Source organism: Granulicella paludicola (assembly GCF_025685545.1).
GTDB lineage: Bacteria > Acidobacteriota > Terriglobia > Terriglobales > Acidobacteriaceae > Granulicella > Granulicella paludicola.
The window spans coordinates 168122-185227 of the sequence record NZ_JAGSYC010000020.1 but is presented as its reverse complement, the minus strand read 5'-3'; the positions used below and the strand labels follow the sequence as shown (position 1 = coordinate 185227).

Below are 17106 nucleotides of genomic sequence, written 5' to 3'. Positions count from 1 at the left end.
GATTCAATGCCCCAATCTTCCTCCAACTCCGTGCTTCTCGAAACCGAGCCACTCGTCACAACGAGCAACATTCCGCAGCCGGAAGTCGGCCCCGCAGAAAGACGGCAACATTTGAACTCTTTGGCACATCAGGATGACGTTCTCTGGGAGGAAACTCTCCCCGGCGCCTCCACCTGGTCTCACATCTTGAAGCGCGGCACCGCCCTTCGCATCGAAACGCTCGAAGACAACTGCAACGTCGGCGCGATCTTTCTCAACGCCGACAACCCCACCGAACGCCTCAACCTGCCCGACTCCCTCAAGGCCCAGCACATCGCGCGCCTGACTGCAGGCTCTGCCCTCTTCTCTGACATGGGCCGCGTCCTCTGCTCTATCACCGACGACACCCTCGGCTGGCACGACCCCCTCGGCGGCTGCTCCGATGACACCATGGTCGAACAGAAGTACGGCAAGCTCTCCTATCAGGAAGGCCGCAACCACTGGCACGTCAGCGCCCTCGACGGCTTCCTCATCGAACTCGCCAAGTACGGCCTCAGCTCCCGTGACCTCACCATGAACGTCAACTTCTTCTCCAAAGTCGAAGTCCTCTCCGACGGCTCGATGCACTTCGTCCCGAACTTCGCCAAAGCAGGAGCCGCCGTAGAACTCCGCGCCGAGATGAACACCCTCGTCCTGCTCAACACCTGCCAGCACCCCATGGACCCCGACCCGAACTACGCACAGCGCGCCGTCAAACTCACGCTAAAGAAAGTAGCCGCCCCTGGCCCCGACGACCTCTGCCGCACCGCCTGCGACGAAAATCGCCGCGGCTTCACGCTCACTGAACGCTACTTCCTCTAAACCATTTGTCATTCCGTAGCAAAGCGGAGGAATCTGCATCTTGCTCCTGTATTTTTCTTTGTCATTCCCGTAGGGAATCTGCTTCTCGAACCGCCACAACATAGGTCACACACCGAGCTTTTAGATAATGCCGGACTTTAGTCCGGCCAATAAAGGTCATACCAAAGATCGGGGCTTTAGCCCCTGGGACACCATGCCAGAGACCATCATCCAGACCAGCCCGCTCCTCGCCGAAGACGCCGCCTTCACCGCCACCGTCGGTGCAGGCGACCCCTTCGTCCACGTCATCCGCAAGGGCGAGGTCGTCCGCATCGTCGACCTCGAAGGTAACCAGGCCGTCGACACCCTCTTCTACAACGCGGACAACTACGCCGATCGCTACAGCGCGCAGGACACCATCCGTCACCAGAAAAACATCTACCTCACCACCGGCAGCGAACTCATCTCCACCGAGCGCCACCACCTGCTCACCATCGTCGCCGACACCTGCGGTCGTCACGACACCCTCGGCGGTGCCTGCTCCGCCGAAAGCAACATGGTCCGCTACGCCATCGACAAGCGCCCCATGCATGCCTGCCGCCAGGCCTTCATCAAAGGCGCTCTGCAATGGTCCGAGCAAACCGGCCGCCAGCTCGATAAACGCGACCTCACCGCCAACATCAACTTCTTCATGAACGTCCCCGTCACCACCGACGGCTCGCTAACCTTCGCCGACGGCGTCTCCGGCGCTGGCAAATACGTCGAGCTCCGCGCCGAGATGGACGTCCTTGTCGTCATCTCCAATTGCCCCCAGCTCAACAACCCCTGCAACGCCTACAATCCAACGCCCGTAAGCATCCTCATCTGGAACGCCGAACTAAGAATTCACTAGTAAGCAATCGAATCGGCGTAAACACAGCCATTGTCATCCTGACCCTGAGCGAAGCCGAAGGGGAAGGACCTGCTTTTGCCTTTGCTTTTGTTTCTGTCGTTGTCCTGCTTTTGGTTTGTCATCCCCGAAGGGAATCTGCTTTTGCCTTTCTTTTTGTCATTCCGTAGCAAAGCGCAGGAATCCGCATTTTGCTCGTGCTCTTTGTTTGTCATTCCCGACGGTAGTCTTCTTTTGCCTCTCTTTTTTTGTCATTCCGTAGCGAAGCGAAGGAATCTGCATTTGCTCCTGCCTTTTGCTTGTCATTCCCGAAGGGAATCTGTTTTCGCTTTGAAGGGGCGGGACTTCAGTCCCGCCATCCACGCGCCCAGTAGAAATGGGGCTTCAGCCCCTGAGGGAACTTCACCCCACGATGCTCACTGATCTGGCAACATGGCATCAAGGACCACGTCGCCTCTGCGGGCCAAAGGCCCGCCACATACCAGCCTAGGTCTATCTAAAATCAAAGGGCTGAAGGCCCGACACAATCGCACCACCGCAAATCGCAACACCGCCACCGGAGCACCGCATGTTCAAAAAAGTCCTTATCGCCAACCGAGGCGCCATTGCCTGCCGCATCATCCGCACCCTCCGCAAGATGGGTGTCGGCTCGGTCGCCGTCTACTCCTCCGCGGACAAAAACTCCCTGCACGTCCTTCAGGCTGACGAGGCCGTCTACATCGGCGAAGCTCCCGCCTCTGCCAGCTATCTCTCCTTCGACGCCATCTTCGCCGCCTGCGCCCAGACCGGCGCCGAAGCCATCCACCCCGGCTACGGCTTCCTCTCTGAAAACATCGCCTTCGCTCGCGAGTGCGCCGCCCGCGGCATCGCCTTCATCGGCCCCGCGCCCGAACAGATCGACGCCTTCGCCCTCAAGCACACAGCCCGCGCCACCGCGAAATCCTGCAACGTCCCCCTACTCCCCGGCACCGGCATCATCTCCAGCCTCGACGAAGCCCTCACCGAAGCCGCCACCCTCAAATACCCCGTCATGCTCAAAAGCTCCGGCGGCGGCGGCGGCATCGGCATGAAGGTCTGCCACTCCCCCGAAGACCTCCGCGAAGCCTACGACACTGTCATCCGTCTCGCGCAATCCAACTTCGGCAACTCCGCCGTCTACCTCGAAAAGTTCGTCACCCGCGCCCGCCACATCGAAGTCCAGATCTTCGGCGACGGCAAGGGCGGCGTCCTCGCCCTCGGCGAACGCGACTGCTCCGCCCAGCGTCGCCATCAGAAAGTTCTCGAAGAAACTCCCGCCCCCGGCCTCACCGACGCCACCCGCGAGCAGCTCTACGCCTCCGCCAAAGTCCTTGCCAAAGCCGTTAACTACGCCTCCGCAGGCACCGTCGAGTTCATCTACGACGACGACACCAATGACTTCTACTTCCTCGAGGTCAACACCCGTCTCCAGGTCGAACACGGCGTCACCGAAGAGGTCACCGGCACCGACCTCGTCGAGTGGATGGTCCTCCAGGCAGCAGGCGAAATGCCGCCGCTCGACAGCATCCACATCCAACCCGCCGGCGCCTCCATCGAAGCCCGCATCTACGCCGAAGACCCCGCCAAAGGCTTCCAGCCCTCGCCCGGCAAGCTCACCCAGGTCACCTTCCCCGGCCCCGACATCGCCCGTGTTGAAACCTGGATCGAGTCCGGCTCCACAATCACCTCCTTCTACGACCCCATGGTCGCCAAGATCATCGTCAAAGGTGCCACCCGCGAAGAAGCCCTCGCCAAAATGAGCACCGCCCTCGCCGCCATCGCCATCGACGGCACCGAGACCAACCTCCGCTACCTCCGCGAAATCGTCCGCACCCCCGAGTTCACCTCCGGCACCATCACCACCGCCTTCCTCGGCACCTTCGTCCCCTCGCGCAACGCCATCGAAGTCCTCGAAGGCGGCACCCAGACCACCCTCCAGGACTACCCCGGCCGCATCGGCTACTGGAACGTCGGCGTCCCCCCATCAGGCCCGATGGATCATCTCTCCTTCCGCCTCGCCAATCGACTCGTAGGCAATCCTGAAGGCACCACCGCGATCGAGTTCGCCACCATGGGCGGCCGCCTCAAGTTCCACGCCAAATCCGTCATCGCCCTCACCGGCGCAGACATGAACGCCAAACTCGACGGAAAACCCATCCCGCAATGGCAAGCCATCACCGTCGAACCCGGCTCCGTTCTCTCCCTCGGCGCCGCCTCCAAAGAAGGCATCCGCGCCTACCTCGCCGTGCAGGGCGGTTTCGACACCCAGCCCTACCTCGGCAGCCGCAGCACCTTTGTCCTCGGTGGTTTCGGAGGCCCCGCAGGCCGCGCCCTCCGCGCAGGCGACACCCTCCACATCGGCCAGTCCGACATCACCCCCACCACCCCAGCCATCCTCCCCGTCGGTCACCAGCCTCAGCTCACCCACGACTGGACGATCGGCGTCCTCGTCGGCCCCCACACCGCGCCAGAGTTCTTCACCCAGGAAGACATCGACATGATCTTCTCCGCCTCGTGGAAGGTCCACTACCAGTCCGACCGCACCGGCGTCCGCCTCATCGGCCCCAAGCCCACTTGGGCCCGCACCGACGGCGGCGAAGCCGGTCTGCACCCCTCCAACATCCACGACAACGCCTACGCCATCGGCACCATCGACTTCACCGGCGACATGCCCATCCTCCTCGGCCCCGACGGACCCTCGCTCGGCGGCTTCGTCTGCCCCGCCACCATCGTCCAGGCAGAACTCTGGAAGCTCGGCCAGCTCAAAGCAGGCGACCGCGTCCACTTCCAACCCATCACCCTCGAACTCGCCCAGCAGATGGAACGCGAGCAGGACGCCTTCATCGCCTCCTTCACGCCCTCGCTTACCACTTCTCACTCCTCACTTCTCACTGCCTCACCCTCACCCGAACCCGCCATCCTCCGCACCCTCACCGACCGCCCCACCCGCATGGTCTTCCGCGCCGACGGCGACAAGTATCTCCTCGTCGAATACGGCGAGCTCCAACTCGATCTCCACCTCCGCTTCCGAGTCCACATCCTGGAGCAGGCCCTCCGCGAAGCCGCCCTGCAGGATGAGGTAAGGGGCATCCTCGACATCACCCCCGGCGTCCGCTCCCTTCACATCCACTACGACAGCCGCATCCTCCAGCGCGCCGCGCTCATCGATAAGCTCGCCGAGCTCGACGTCGCCATGCCGCCGCTCACCGACATCACCGTCCCCTCCCGCATCGTCTACCTGCCGCTCTCCTGGGACGACCCCCAGGCCAAACTCGCGCAGGAAAAATACATGCAGGCCGTCCGTCCCGACGCCCCCTGGTGTCCCTCCAACATCGAGTTCATCCGCCGCATCAACGGCCTCGACTCCATCGACGACGTCTACCGCATCGTCCACGAAGCCAGCTATCTCGTCCTCGGTCTCGGCGACGTCTACCTCGGTGCGCCCGTCGCTACCCCTGTAGACCCGCGCCACCGTCTCGTCACCACCAAGTACAACCCCGCCCGCACCTGGACCCCCGAAAACGCCGTCGGCATCGGCGGCGCCTACATGTGCGTCTACGGCATGGAAGGCCCGGGCGGCTACCAGCTCGTCGGCCGCACGATCCAGGTCTGGAACACCTGGAAGTCCACCCCCGCCTTCGCTCCTGGCACTCCCTGGTCGCTGCGTTTCTTCGACCAGATCCGCTTCTTCCCCATCTCCGCCGCAGAGCTCCTCGAAGCCCGCGAAAAGTTCCCCCACGGCCTCTACCCCCTCCGCGTCGAAGAATCCACCTTCAACCTCGCCGACTACGACCGCTTCCTCGCCTCCATCGCCCCCGAAGCCGCCGCCTTCAAGCAACACCAGAAAGCCTCCTTTGACGCCGAGCGCGAACGCTGGCGCGCCGCCGGTCTCCTCACCCCGCCCGAAGCCCCCGAAGACACCACAGAAGCCGCCGTCATCACCATCCCCGACGGCTGCGAAGGCGTCTCCTCCCCCCTCACCGCCAGCGTCTTCCAGATCCCCGTCAAACCTGGCCAGCACGTCGCCGAAGGCGATAAACTCGTCATCCTCGATGCCATGAAGACCGAAATCGGCATCACCTCCCACATCACCGGCACCGTCGAAGCAATCTATTGCGAACTAGGCGCCCTCGTAAACGCAGGCCAACTCCTTTTCGCCATCCGCCCCCGCTAGATTCCTCTTTGTCTTGTCATTCCCGCGTTTGCACTTGCCTGGGTACTGGATGCCCCACCCATGCGCAGTATCATCGCGCATGGGTGGGATGAACACTCTCCACTCACCACGACTGCGGTCTTTGCTCTTGCACTTCTCACTTCTCACTTCTCACTTCTCACTAGCTCCCGAGGCACCCTATGAACATCGCCGCACTCCACACCCTCTACACCTCCGGCGCCTCCACCCCCGAAGCCACCATCGCCGCCATCTACGACCGCATCAACGCCGAAGGCCTGCGCCCCACCTGGATCGCCCTCGTCCCCCGCGAACAGGCCCTCGCCCGCGCAAAATCGCTTTCAACGGAAGAAGCAAAAACCCTCCCCCTCTACGGCATCCCCTTCGCCGTCAAAGACAACATCGACGTCGCCGGCATCCCCACCACCGCCGCCTGTCCCGACTACGCGTACACCCCCACCGATTCCGCCACGGTCGTCCAGAAGCTCGAAGCGGCCGGCGCCATCCTCATCGGCAAGACCAACATGGACCAGTTCGCCACCGGCCTCGTCGGCACCCGCTCGCCCTACGGCATCTGCTCCAGCGTCTTCAGCAAGACCCACATCTCCGGCGGCTCCAGCGCAGGCTCCGCCGTCGCCGTCGCCAACGGCACCGTTATCTTCTCCCTCGGCACCGATACCGCCGGCTCTGGCCGCGTCCCTGCCATGTTCAACAACCTCGTCGGCCTCAAGCCCACCCGCGGCGTACTCAGCACCCACGGCGTCGTCCCCGCCTGCCGCACCCTCGACTGCGTCTCCGTCTTCGCCGAAACCTCCGCCGACGCCGCCACCGTACTCGCCGCAGCCCGTGGACTCGACGAGAAAGACCCCTACTCCCGCACCCCCAGAACCGGCGAAGGCGCTACCCCCTGGGCTGGATCCACAATCTTCCGCTTCGGCGTCCCCGCCACCTCGTCGCTCAACTTCTTCGGCGACACTCACAACCCCGCGCTCTACCAGGCAGCCGTCGATCACCTGACCGTCCTCGGTGGCACACCTGTAGAGATCGACCTTGAGCCCTTCCTCGAAACCGCCCGTCTTCTCTATCAAGGCCCCTGGGTCGCCGAGCGCTACGCCGCCATCCAGCCCTTTCTCGAAGACGAAGGCTCCCACCACGCCTACCAGATGGATCCCACCGTCTCAAAGATCATCCTCGGCGCCCGCAGCTACACGGCCATCGACGCCTTCAAGGCCGCCTACAAGCTCGAAGCCCTCCGCCGCACCACCTCCGCCGTCTGGGCCGACATCGACCTCCTCATCCTGCCCACCGCGCCCCGCACCTACACCATCGCCGAAGTCGAAGCCGACCCCATCGCCCTCAACAGCACCCTCGGCACCTACACCAACTTCGTCAACCTGCTCGACCTCGCCGCCGTCGCCGTCCCCGCAGGCTTCCGCCCCGACGGCCTGCCCTTCGGCGTCACCCTCATCGCCCCGGCCTTCACCGACAACGCTCTCCTCCTCGCAGCCGACCGCCTCCACCGCGCCTACGCGACCACCCTCGGCAACTCCCAGCGCAAACTCACCGAAACTCCAGCCCTCAAGCCGACGGCCACCCCTCCGGGCTGCCTCCTCATGGCCGTCGTCGGAGCTCACCTCACCGGCCAGCCGCTCAACTGGCAGCTCACGCAGCGCAAGGGCCGCCTCGTCCGCACCTGCCGCACCCACCCCGACTACAAGTTCTATGCCCTCGCCAACACCACCCCCGCCAAGCCCGGCCTCGTCCGCGTCCCCAACTTCGCAGGCCCTGGCATCGAGGTGGAAGTCTGGGCGCTCCCCGAAGACACCGTCGGCAGCTTCGTAGCCGGAGTTCCCCAACCCCTCGGCATCGGCCAGCTCCGCCTCGAAGACGGCTCCCTCGTCATGGGCTTCATCGCCGAACCCGCCGCCACCGAAGGCGCCACCGAGATCACCCACTTCGGAGGCTGGCGCAACTACCTCGCCATCTTAAAGTAGCCTTTTTTATCCTGTCATTCCCGAAGGGAATCTGCGTCTCGAACCACCCATACCTCTAGCCCTTGTATGGGGGGAGGGGTACCTACCCCGCAAAGCTCCGTATCACCGTAGCCGAACCCTGCAGCGAATACGATTCAACCCAGGCGGGAACCACAACCAGCTCTCCAGCAACTAGTTCCACTTCACCAGCATCGCTGACCAGCTTGCCTTCACCCTTCAGCGTCACCAGATATTCGCCACCCTGATTCGCAAAGCTCTTCGCCTCGCTGCTCAGCTCGTAACGCTCCACCGTAAAGTGCGGTACAGAAATCAGCTGCGTTCCACCCGCGATCGCCTTCGCCGGAAACTTGCCCGCGTCCGTCGTCAGTTTCAGCACATCCATCCCAAGCTCAAGATGCAGCGGGCGCGGTCGACCGTAGTCATAAAGCCTGTACGTCGTATCTGAGTTCTGCTGAATCTCCAGAATCACCACGCCCGGCAGAATCGCATGGATCGTTCCAGCAGCCACATAGATCATGTCGCCCGCAGCGACCTTCGGATACTCCAGCAGCGACTCCAGCGTCTCATCGTGGATCGCCGCCAGCACCGCATCCTTCTGCGTTCCAGGCTTCAGGCCCATCGCAATCGCAGCCTCGGGCTCCGCTTCCAGCACGTACCAGCATTCGGTCTTCGCCTCAGCTCCGTTGCCAAGCCGCGCCGCATCCGCATCATCGGGATGCACTTGAACCGAAAGCTTTTCCTTCGGAAACAGGTACTTGATCAGCAGCGGCGAACGCTCCTTGCCGGTAAACAGCGGCGTCTCGCTTGACGTCACAGCCTCACCCAGCGTCTTACCCGCAAGCGGACCGTTCTCGATCACGCAGTCGTCACCCGAAAGCCACGCTTCGCCAATGGCCTTCTCACTCTTGAATTCGTACCAGGGCGAAAGACTGTTGTATCCCCAAACGCGCTCTACCATCAGCGGCTTCAAACGAAACGGCCCAAAACTCTTGCTCAAAACGTATATACCTCGCATCTACTTTTCTACACCAGCGGTTATCGCCCGCGAAACCACGGCGCCGTAAACATCTGTACACACAGCCCGCAATCGAAGATAAAATCAAGCCATCCCAACCATGTCTCTCATCCCGCGCCGACTCTCGAACACATCTGATCTGACTGCTCGACTCCGTCCCGCTCGATTCCAGACCGCACTCTGGCTAACACTCTGCGCGCTGCCACTCGTTCCCGCCCGCGCTCTATCGCCCGCCAAGAGGCCTGTCGCTCCCAGCGTGATCACCACCGCTACCGGCAGAGTGGAAACCGGCATGCTCGACGACGCGCCCTACCGCATCGACATCCCGAACAACTGGAACCACTCGCTGGTCGTCTTCTATCACGGCTACTCGGAAGAACCGTACCGCTATCATCCGACCGAAAAACTCCTCGGCCAGCAGCTGCCCTTCTACGATCGCGGCTACGCCGTCATCCAAAGCGCCTACTCGCAAACCGGCTGGGCACTCGCGCAGGCATATCCCGAGACCGAAAGCCTTCGCAAGTACTTCGTTCAGAGATACGGAGCGCCAAAAGAGACTTACGTCGCTGGAGGTTCCATGGGCGGCGAACTCGTCTCCATCACGCTTGAACTCAACCCTAAACCTTACATGGGCGGTCTCGACCTCTGTGGATCCGTCGGCCCCAGCCATCTCGCCTACGAACATCGCTTCGCCATGCGCGCAGCCTTCGATCACTACTTCCCGGACGTAATGCCGCCGCTCGTCCCCGTTCCAACCGATTACGTCGACTCGGACGCGATGCGGCAGAAGGTGTCCCGCGCGCTTAAGGCCAACCCTGCCAACGCGACGCTAATGCGCAACCTGATGCAACTGCACACCGATGGCGAAGTCGCGCACGACATCGCCTACTACACCTTCGTCGTCGGCGACTTTCAGCGTCGCGCTGGCGGCAACCCCTTCGACAACCGCAATACCATCTACACCGGCACCAACCCGACGAGTACGCAGAGCGACTACGAGCTCAACGACAAGGTCGCTCGCTACGCAGCTTCCCCCAAGGCCTTCGCCTACCTCGCGCGGCACTTCACGCCCAGCGGCAACCTTGGCAAGCCGATGCTTGCGCTGCACACCGTCTTCGATCCCATCGTGCAGATCCAGTATCTGCCCCTCTACTTCGAGCAGGTGCAGGCCGCCGGAGCCGAGCGCAACTTTGTCCAGCAGTATGTCGACGCCGAAGGCCATTGCAACTTCACCGAACAGGACATCGGCGACGCCTTCGACGAACTCGTTCACTGGACTCACGGCGGCCCGCAGCCACCTTCCGGCCTACTCAAGCTTCACCCAGAGAAGATCAAGACCCAACCGTAATCCCGCTTTCCCTTCAACCCCGTATAATGAACTATGGCAATCGCTCCGTCGGGTTCAGCCAAGCCTGCTGAACCTGAGAATTCCGCGCCGCCTGTCGGCGAGGTCGACCTGTCGACCAGCGAGGCCACTCCTGCGCTTCCAGACCCCGTCTCGGGCTACGCCAATCTCGACACAGCCTTTCATCACCTACTTGAAACAGTCAGTGCCAATCGCCCCGGCGATGATCTGAACCTGATTCGCAGCGCCTGGGCCTTCTGTATCCAACAACACGCCGGCCAGATGCGTGCCTCCGGCGAACCGTACATAGGCCATCCGCTCGAAGTCGCTCAGGTTCTTGCCGAGTTCAAGATGGATTCGACCGCGATCGCCGCAGGCCTGCTGCACGATGCCGTCGAAGACACCGACGTGACCGCCGCCGAGATAAGCAAACGCTTCGGTGAGCAGGTCGCGCACATTGTGGAAGGCGTTACCAAGCTCGACAAGATCAAGTTCGCCAACCGCGAAGACCACCAAGCGGAAAATATCCGCAAGATGCTGCTCGCCATGGTCACCGACCTGCGCGTCGTGATGATCAAGCTCGCCGACCGCCTGCATAACATGCGCACACTGGAGCACCTGAAGCCGGAGAAGCAGCAGCGCATCGCCCGCGAAACACTCGATGTCTACGCACCGCTCGCGCATCGTCTCGGCATGGGTAAGCTGCGCGGCGAGCTTGAAGATCTCTCGTTCCGCTACACCGACGCCTACAGCTACAAGCAGCTTTCAGAAGAGGTCGATGGCCTTCGCGGCGATGGCAAGGTCTTCCTCGATAAGATCGTCAGCACGCTCGAAGGCAAGCTGAAGGAATCGCACATCAAGGCTCGCGTCGAAGCCCGCATTAAGCGGCTCTACTCGATCCAGCAGAAGCTCACCAAGCACGCGATTCCCGTCGATCAGGTCTTCGATCTCTTCGCCGTTCGTGTCATCACGGAATCGGAGCAGGACTGCTACGCTGCGCTCGGTCTTCTCCACGCAGCATGGCGACCTGTTCCCGGCCGCTTCAAAGACTTCATCGCGATGCCGCGACCGAACCTCTATCAGTCGCTGCACACCACGCTCATCGCTGAAGGTGGACATCAGTTCGAGGTGCAGATCCGCACCGAGGAGATGCACAAGGTCGCAGAAGAGGGCATCGCCGCGCACTGGAAGTACAAGGCTGGCGACAACGTCTCTGCGAAGGACGAGCAACGTCTCGCGTGGGTTCGCCAGATGATGGAATGGCAGCGCGAGATGTCCGACCCGAACGAGTTCATGTCGACGCTCCGCATCGACCTGTATCCCGAAGAGGTCTACACCTTCACGCCCAAGGGTAAGGTGATCGTGCTGCCGAAGGACGGAACCCCCGTCGACTTCGCCTATGCGATTCACACCGACGTCGGTCACGCAACGACGAGCGCGAAGGTCAATGGCCGCATCGTGCCTCTGCGTCACAAGCTGCGCAACGGCGACATCGTTGAGATCACCACGCAGACCGGCCACAATCCGTCACGCGACTGGCTCAGCTTTGCCAAAAGTTCGCGCGCGCGCAACAAGATCAAGCACTGGCTCAACGAGAACCAGCGCGTCCGTGCCATCGAGATCGGTCAGAAGCTGCTCGAGCGCGAAGGTCGCAAATTCAAGATCTCTCTTGATCGCTTCAAAGAAGCCGACTACGACCGCGTCGCGAGTGAATACGGCCTCGCCGCACATGCCGATCTGCTCGCGGCCATCGGCTTCGGCAAGTACTCTGCGCGACAGACGCTGAACAAGCTCGAACCCGGCAGCACGATGCCTGTCGAAGCCGAGAAGCCTGCAGAAGGAGCGGTCAGCAACACGCTCTCGCACATGTCGGACGCGGTAAAGCGCGTCTTCTTCGGCAAAGGCTCCGAGTCCCTGCAGGTCGAAGGACAGGACGATCTCCTCGTCTACCGCGCTCGATGTTGCAACCCGATTCGCGGCGAAGCCATTATCGGCTACGTCACGCGCGGCAAGGGCGTTGCCGTCCACGCTCGCAGCTGTCCCAACGTGCAGAATCTTCTGTACGAGGCAGATCGTCGCATCGACGTCGCCTGGGCAGAAGACACCCACTCCGACTCTGGTCCTAAGCCTTCGACGTATCCTGTACGCCTCATCATCGTCTGCGACGATCGGTCTGGCTTGCTGAAGGAGTTCACGGCCATCATCGCCGAGGACGGCACAAACATTCGCTCGGTCGATACCAAGCCTTCGGTCGACGGCGTGGTAAACGTAGACTTCGTCATCGAAACACTCGATCTGCGCCACCTCACACGCCTCACGCAGAATCTGCGCAAGGTCCCAGGCGTGCGCGATGTGCTCCGCGTACAAAAGATCTAGCCAGCTTCTTCATCCAACCCACAGCAAGCCCATCGCGAGTGCTATGCATCGAGTGATATTCTCCTGCTGCAATCTGGAAGGCAGGTCAGTAGCTCATGAGCCGATCACAGCTCCCTCGCTTCGCGGCGCAAACTCTCGCGGTCGCTTCGCTTTTCATCGCTCCCTTCGGCCTCCTCGCACAGAAAACCGCGCAGCCGCCCATCGCCTCTCGTGCAGTACCGATCCTCACCGTCGACGGTCTTCGCTTCCGCGACCTCAATCGCAACGGCAAGCTCGATCCCTTCGAAGACTGGCGTCTCTCTCCGGAACAACGCACCGTCGATCTGCTTGCGCGGCTGTCCGTGGAAGAGAAGGCCGGGCTTATGATGCATGACTCCGCGCCTGCGGAAGGATCGCCTGGCGTTGGCATGGGCAAAGCCTACGATCTTCCACGTGTGCGCACCATCATCGCAGAGAAGAAGGTTGCCACCTTCATCACGCGCCTCACCACCGATGCGGCCTCGCTCGCCACGCAGAACAACCTGCTGCAACAGGAAGCCGAAGCCACACGCTTCGCGATCCCGCTGACGATTAGCACCGACCCTCGTAACAACTTCCACTCCACGCTTGGCGCAGGCAACGCCGCCGTGTCGTTCTCACAGTGGCCGGATATGACAGGCATGGGCGCAATCGGCGATCCCTCCGTGACCCGTCGCTTCGGCGACATCGCGAGGCAGGAGTACCGCGCAGTCGGCATTCAGGAGGCGCTCTCGCCCCAAGCCGATCTCGCGACCGAGCCGCGCTGGGGACGCATCGATGGCACCTTCGGCGAAGATCCCGTAGCCGTGAAGAAGCAGGTCGAAGCTTACATCGCCGGCTTCCAGGCAGGCGAGAACGGCCTGCAACGCGATAGCGTGTTGTGCGTCGTGAAGCACTTTGCTGGCTATGGCGCGATGAAGGACGGTCTCGATGCGCACAACTCGTACAGTCGTCATGCGGTCCTGAGCGCCGCTGGTTTCGAGCAGCATCTGATTCCCTTCACCGGCGCGTTCGCAGCGCACGTCGCAGCCGTGATGCCAACCTACGCCATCCTCGACACGCCAACGATCAACGGCAAGCCCACCGAACCCGTCGGAGCAGGCTTCAACAAAGAACTGCTCACCGGCGTTCTCCGCGGACGCTTCGGCTTCAAGGGCGTCATTCTCACTGACTGGCTCATCACCTCGAACTGTGAGGGTGAATGTCTCAATGGCGCACCTGCAGGCAAACAGCCCGGCATCGAACCCGGCAAGTTTGGCATGTCCTGGGGTGTCGAAACTCTCACGCCAGAACAGCGCTTTGCCAAGGCCATCGATGCAGGTGTCGATCAGTTCGGCGGCGTCTCCGACTCCGACCTCATTGTGAAGCTGGTACGCGAAGGCCATGTCTCAGCAGCGCGTCTGGATGAGTCTGCAAAGCGTATCCTCATCCAGAAGTTCGAACTCGGCCTCTTCGAAGATCCCTACGTCGATCCAGCTGCTGCCAGCGCAACTGCAGGCAAAGCGGAGTTCCGCCAGGCAGCGCTACTCGCTCAGGAGCGTTCGATGGTACTACTGAGCAACAAGCACGCATTGCCCCTTGCTGCATCCATGCGCAAAGTCTGGCTCATCGGCGTCGATCCAGAAGCGGCTCGCCATGCCGGTCTGACGCCTGCAGCAACACCGGCAGAAGCCGACTTCGCTCTCTTCCGCCTACACGCTCCGTCGCAACTGCTGCACCCCGGCTACTTCTTCGGCTCGCGTCAGCATGAAGGCGATCTCGATTTCAAACCGGGCGACGCGCAGCTCGCGGAGTTGGCAAAGCTACCTGCGAATCTGCCCGTCATCGCGGACATTTATCTCGATCGGCCAGCCATCGTTACGCCTCTGGTCGCTCGTACCTCAGTGCTGCTGGCAGATTTCGGCGCAAGCGACGAAGCTCTGCTGGCCGTCATCACCGGCAAAGCTCAACCGCAGGGACATCTTCCGTTTGAACTGCCGAGTTCGATGGAAGCTGTTCGCAGGCAACAGCCCGATCTGCCGCACGATTCAGCCTCTCCGCTCTTTGCCATCGGCTTCGGCCTTAGTTACTCCAAGCCCTAGAAGAATTCTCAAAAAGAGTCAGGGCAGCGTAAAGAACACGCTGCCTCGCTGTTCTCTAAGGCGATTGCGCTAGAGAATCTCCATCCGCTTCGCAGTTGCAGTCAGTATCTCAAGAGCCTTATCGATCTGCTCCTTCGTATGCTCGCTCGTCATGATGCAGCGCACACGTGCCTTGCCTTCCGGCACCGTGGGGAACGCAATCCCTGTCGCCATCAGTCCCTGCTCAAAGAGCGCGCGGCTAAAATCCATCGTCTTGCGCCCATCGCCCACGATCACAGGCGTGATCGGCGTCTCGCTCTTCGGTGTGCTCTTGCCACCGATGTCGAAACCCACCTCCGCAAGTTGCTGCTGAAAATACTTCGTGTTCGACCACAGCCGCTCGATACGCTCAGGTTCGTTTTCAAGAATATCGAAAGCCGCCATGCAGCTGGCCGCAACACTCGGGGGATGAGACGTAGAGAAAAGAAACGGTCGCGCGCGGTGGTACAAGTAGTCAATCAGATCACGCGAGCCGCAGACATAACCACCCAGCGCACCGATTGCTTTTGAAAGCGTTCCCACCTGTACGTCTACGCGCTGTGTGCAACCGAAGTGATCGACAGACCCGCGCCCGTTACGACCCAGCACGCCTGAAGCATGCGCATCATCGACCATCATGATCGCGCCATACTTGTCGCATAGATCGCACAGCTCCGCCACCGGACCAATATCGCCATCCATGCTGAAGACGCCATCAGTTATCACGAGCTTGCGACCCGGCTCGTGCTGAATCTCCTGCAACAGTTCTTCCGCGTGAGCAACATCTTTATGACGGAAGACCTTAATCTTCGCTCCCGATAGCCGAGCGCCGTCGATGATGCTGGCATGATTCAACTCATCCGACAGGATGAAATCCTGCTTGCCCAGAATGCTCGACACCGTGCCCGCATTCGCCGTAAATCCTGACTGAAAGACAACGCACGCCTCAACACCCTTGAACGCGGCGATCTTCTCTTCCAGCTCCATATGGATGCGCATCGTGCCAGCAATCGTCCGCACCGCACCTGAACCCACGCCGTACCTTTTCGTCGCTGCAATCGCTGCCTCACGCAGTTTCGGGTGATCGCACAACCCGAGATAGTTATTGCTCGCAAGGTTGATGACCTCGCGGCCGTCGTAGTGGCACACGGGCCCCTGCTCGTCATCCAGCACGCGCAGTTTGAAGTACGTGCCCTTTGCGCGCAACTCATCCAGTTGAGCGGTCAGGTGTGCCAGCTGAGGGCGCTTCGATGTCGACGCATCGGAAAGGGTTGTCAAAGTCTCCATAGCAATTTCATCTTAGACCTTTGCTCTCAACGGACGCGGAATCCACAGGCCCCACAGGCAGCAAAAATCCATTGTGAGCGCATCAAACTCATTATCTGGCTTTCGCAGGTTAGCGCTGTACTACTCCGACGTATGCCGTTGTCGAGAATAGCCGCGCAGGGAGAACGACACGATGCAGGACGAAAAACGCAAGCTCACAAATGTAATCTGTAGCGCCGCAGTGGCGGGACTTTTAGCGCTCGCCTTTCTCACCGGCTGCAAGGGTAAGGAAGACACTGCTCTCGATCAGGCCAAGTCGCAGGCTGCGACGACAAATACGCCGCAGCAGGTGCAGATGGTCGACAGCAAGGGTAATACGATCACCGATGTCGTACAGCCTCCTGCAGCACAGGGAGGTCAGGCCCTCGTCACCCGCACCGTCACGCCGCCCGCTCCCGGTGCAGTTCCGCCTGCAACCAACCCGGTCATCGTCCCCCTCGGTCCTGGCGTTTCGCCCAACTACAGCGCGCCCGCCGCGCCTGTGGCTCAGGGTGCGCCCGCGCCAGCGAACGTCTCGATGACTGTCCCGGCTGGCACGGGTCTCACCATCCGCGTGAATGAGCGCATCAGCGTTAAGACCGCCCATGCAGGCGATCGCTTCAGCGGTGAGATCGTTGAGCCGGTTGCGCAGAACGGCTCCGTCATCATCCCCAAAGGAACGCCTGTAAGTGGACGCATTGACGAGTCCCATCGTCGCGGTCATTTCAAAGGTCGCTCCTATCTTGAATTGCGCCTGACTGCCATGACGCTGAACGGCTCTGAGTATCCGCTGAACACGCGCGACAATGTGCAGACCAAAAAAGGCAAGGGTAAGCGCACGGCAGGCTTTATCGGCGGCATGACCGGTGCAGGCATGTTGATCGGCGGCCTCGCTACCGGCGGTGTCGGTCTAGCCATAGGCGGAGCAGCAGGCGCTGGCGCTGGCACCCTGATCGCAGGCACCACCGGGAATCGCGATATCGTGATCCCGGCTGAATCGATCGTTCACTTCCGCCTCTCGGATGATCTAGTCATCCAGCAGTAACAACAGGCAGTA

At 61.4% G+C, this 17106-nt stretch carries 10 protein-coding genes; 8 read left to right on the top strand and 2 right to left on the bottom strand.

The genetic code is table 11. The features are described 5' to 3' along the window. Positions 1-6: 6 nt before the first annotated feature. The 4 genes from OHL14_RS04025 (at position 7) to atzF (ending at position 7891) form a co-directional block, all read left to right on the top strand. Positions 7-840: an urea amidolyase associated protein UAAP1 gene (locus tag OHL14_RS04025; protein ID WP_263378032.1), complete on the top strand. Its 834-nt coding sequence runs from the start codon at positions 7-9 to the stop codon at positions 838-840. A gap of 193 nt (positions 841-1033) precedes the next feature. Beyond that, positions 1034-1711 carry an urea amidolyase associated protein UAAP2 gene (locus tag OHL14_RS04020; protein ID WP_263378031.1) on the top strand — a complete coding sequence of 226 codons (678 nt, stop codon included), beginning with the start codon at positions 1034-1036 and terminating at the stop codon, positions 1709-1711. A 565-nt stretch (positions 1712-2276) separates the two neighbouring features. Beyond that, positions 2277-5900 carry an urea carboxylase gene (uca, locus tag OHL14_RS04015; RefSeq protein WP_263378030.1) on the top strand — a complete coding sequence of 1208 codons (3624 nt, stop codon included), beginning with the start codon at positions 2277-2279 and terminating at the stop codon, positions 5898-5900. Positions 5901-6079: 179 nt separating this feature from the next. Next, positions 6080-7891: an allophanate hydrolase gene (gene atzF / locus OHL14_RS04010; RefSeq protein ID WP_263378029.1), complete on the top strand. Its 1812-nt coding sequence runs from the start codon at positions 6080-6082 to the stop codon at positions 7889-7891. A gap of 82 nt (positions 7892-7973) precedes the next feature. On the opposite strand, the gene OHL14_RS04005 is transcribed toward atzF, so the two are convergent. Then, positions 7974-8888, bottom strand: coding sequence for a type I phosphomannose isomerase catalytic subunit (locus tag OHL14_RS04005; protein ID WP_263378028.1), 915 nt, complete (start codon positions 8886-8888; stop codon positions 7974-7976). Positions 8889-9006: 118 nt separating this feature from the next. Here OHL14_RS04005 and OHL14_RS04000 point away from each other — a divergent pair, with 118 nt between their 5' ends. The 3 genes from OHL14_RS04000 to OHL14_RS03990 all read left to right on the top strand — a co-directional run bounded on the left by OHL14_RS04000 (position 9007) and on the right by OHL14_RS03990 (position 14726). Beyond that, on the top strand, positions 9007-10254 hold the full coding sequence (locus OHL14_RS04000; RefSeq protein ID WP_263378027.1) for an alpha/beta hydrolase family protein: 1248 nt from the start codon (positions 9007-9009) through the stop codon (positions 10252-10254). Between the two features lie 33 nt (positions 10255-10287). Beyond that, positions 10288-12627 (top strand): RelA/SpoT family protein, encoded by a 2340-nt coding sequence (locus OHL14_RS03995; protein WP_263378026.1) that lies wholly within the window; start codon positions 10288-10290, stop codon positions 12625-12627. 95 nt (positions 12628-12722) lie between these two features. Next, complete coding sequence (locus OHL14_RS03990; protein ID WP_263378025.1) at positions 12723-14726, top strand: glycoside hydrolase family 3 protein; 2004 nt, start codon at positions 12723-12725, stop codon at positions 14724-14726. 69 nt (positions 14727-14795) lie between these two features. Here OHL14_RS03990 and OHL14_RS03985 read toward each other — a convergent pair whose 3' ends face one another. Further along, the gene (locus OHL14_RS03985; protein ID WP_263378024.1) at positions 14796-16031 is read right to left on the bottom strand and encodes a glycine C-acetyltransferase; all 1236 of its coding nucleotides are present in this window, start codon (positions 16029-16031) and stop codon (positions 14796-14798) included. A gap of 172 nt (positions 16032-16203) precedes the next feature. Between OHL14_RS03985 and OHL14_RS03980 the strand changes: the two genes are divergently transcribed. Beyond that, on the top strand, positions 16204-17094 hold the full coding sequence (locus tag OHL14_RS03980) for a hypothetical protein (protein WP_263378023.1): 891 nt from the start codon (positions 16204-16206) through the stop codon (positions 17092-17094). Positions 17095-17106: the final 12 nt, after the last annotated feature.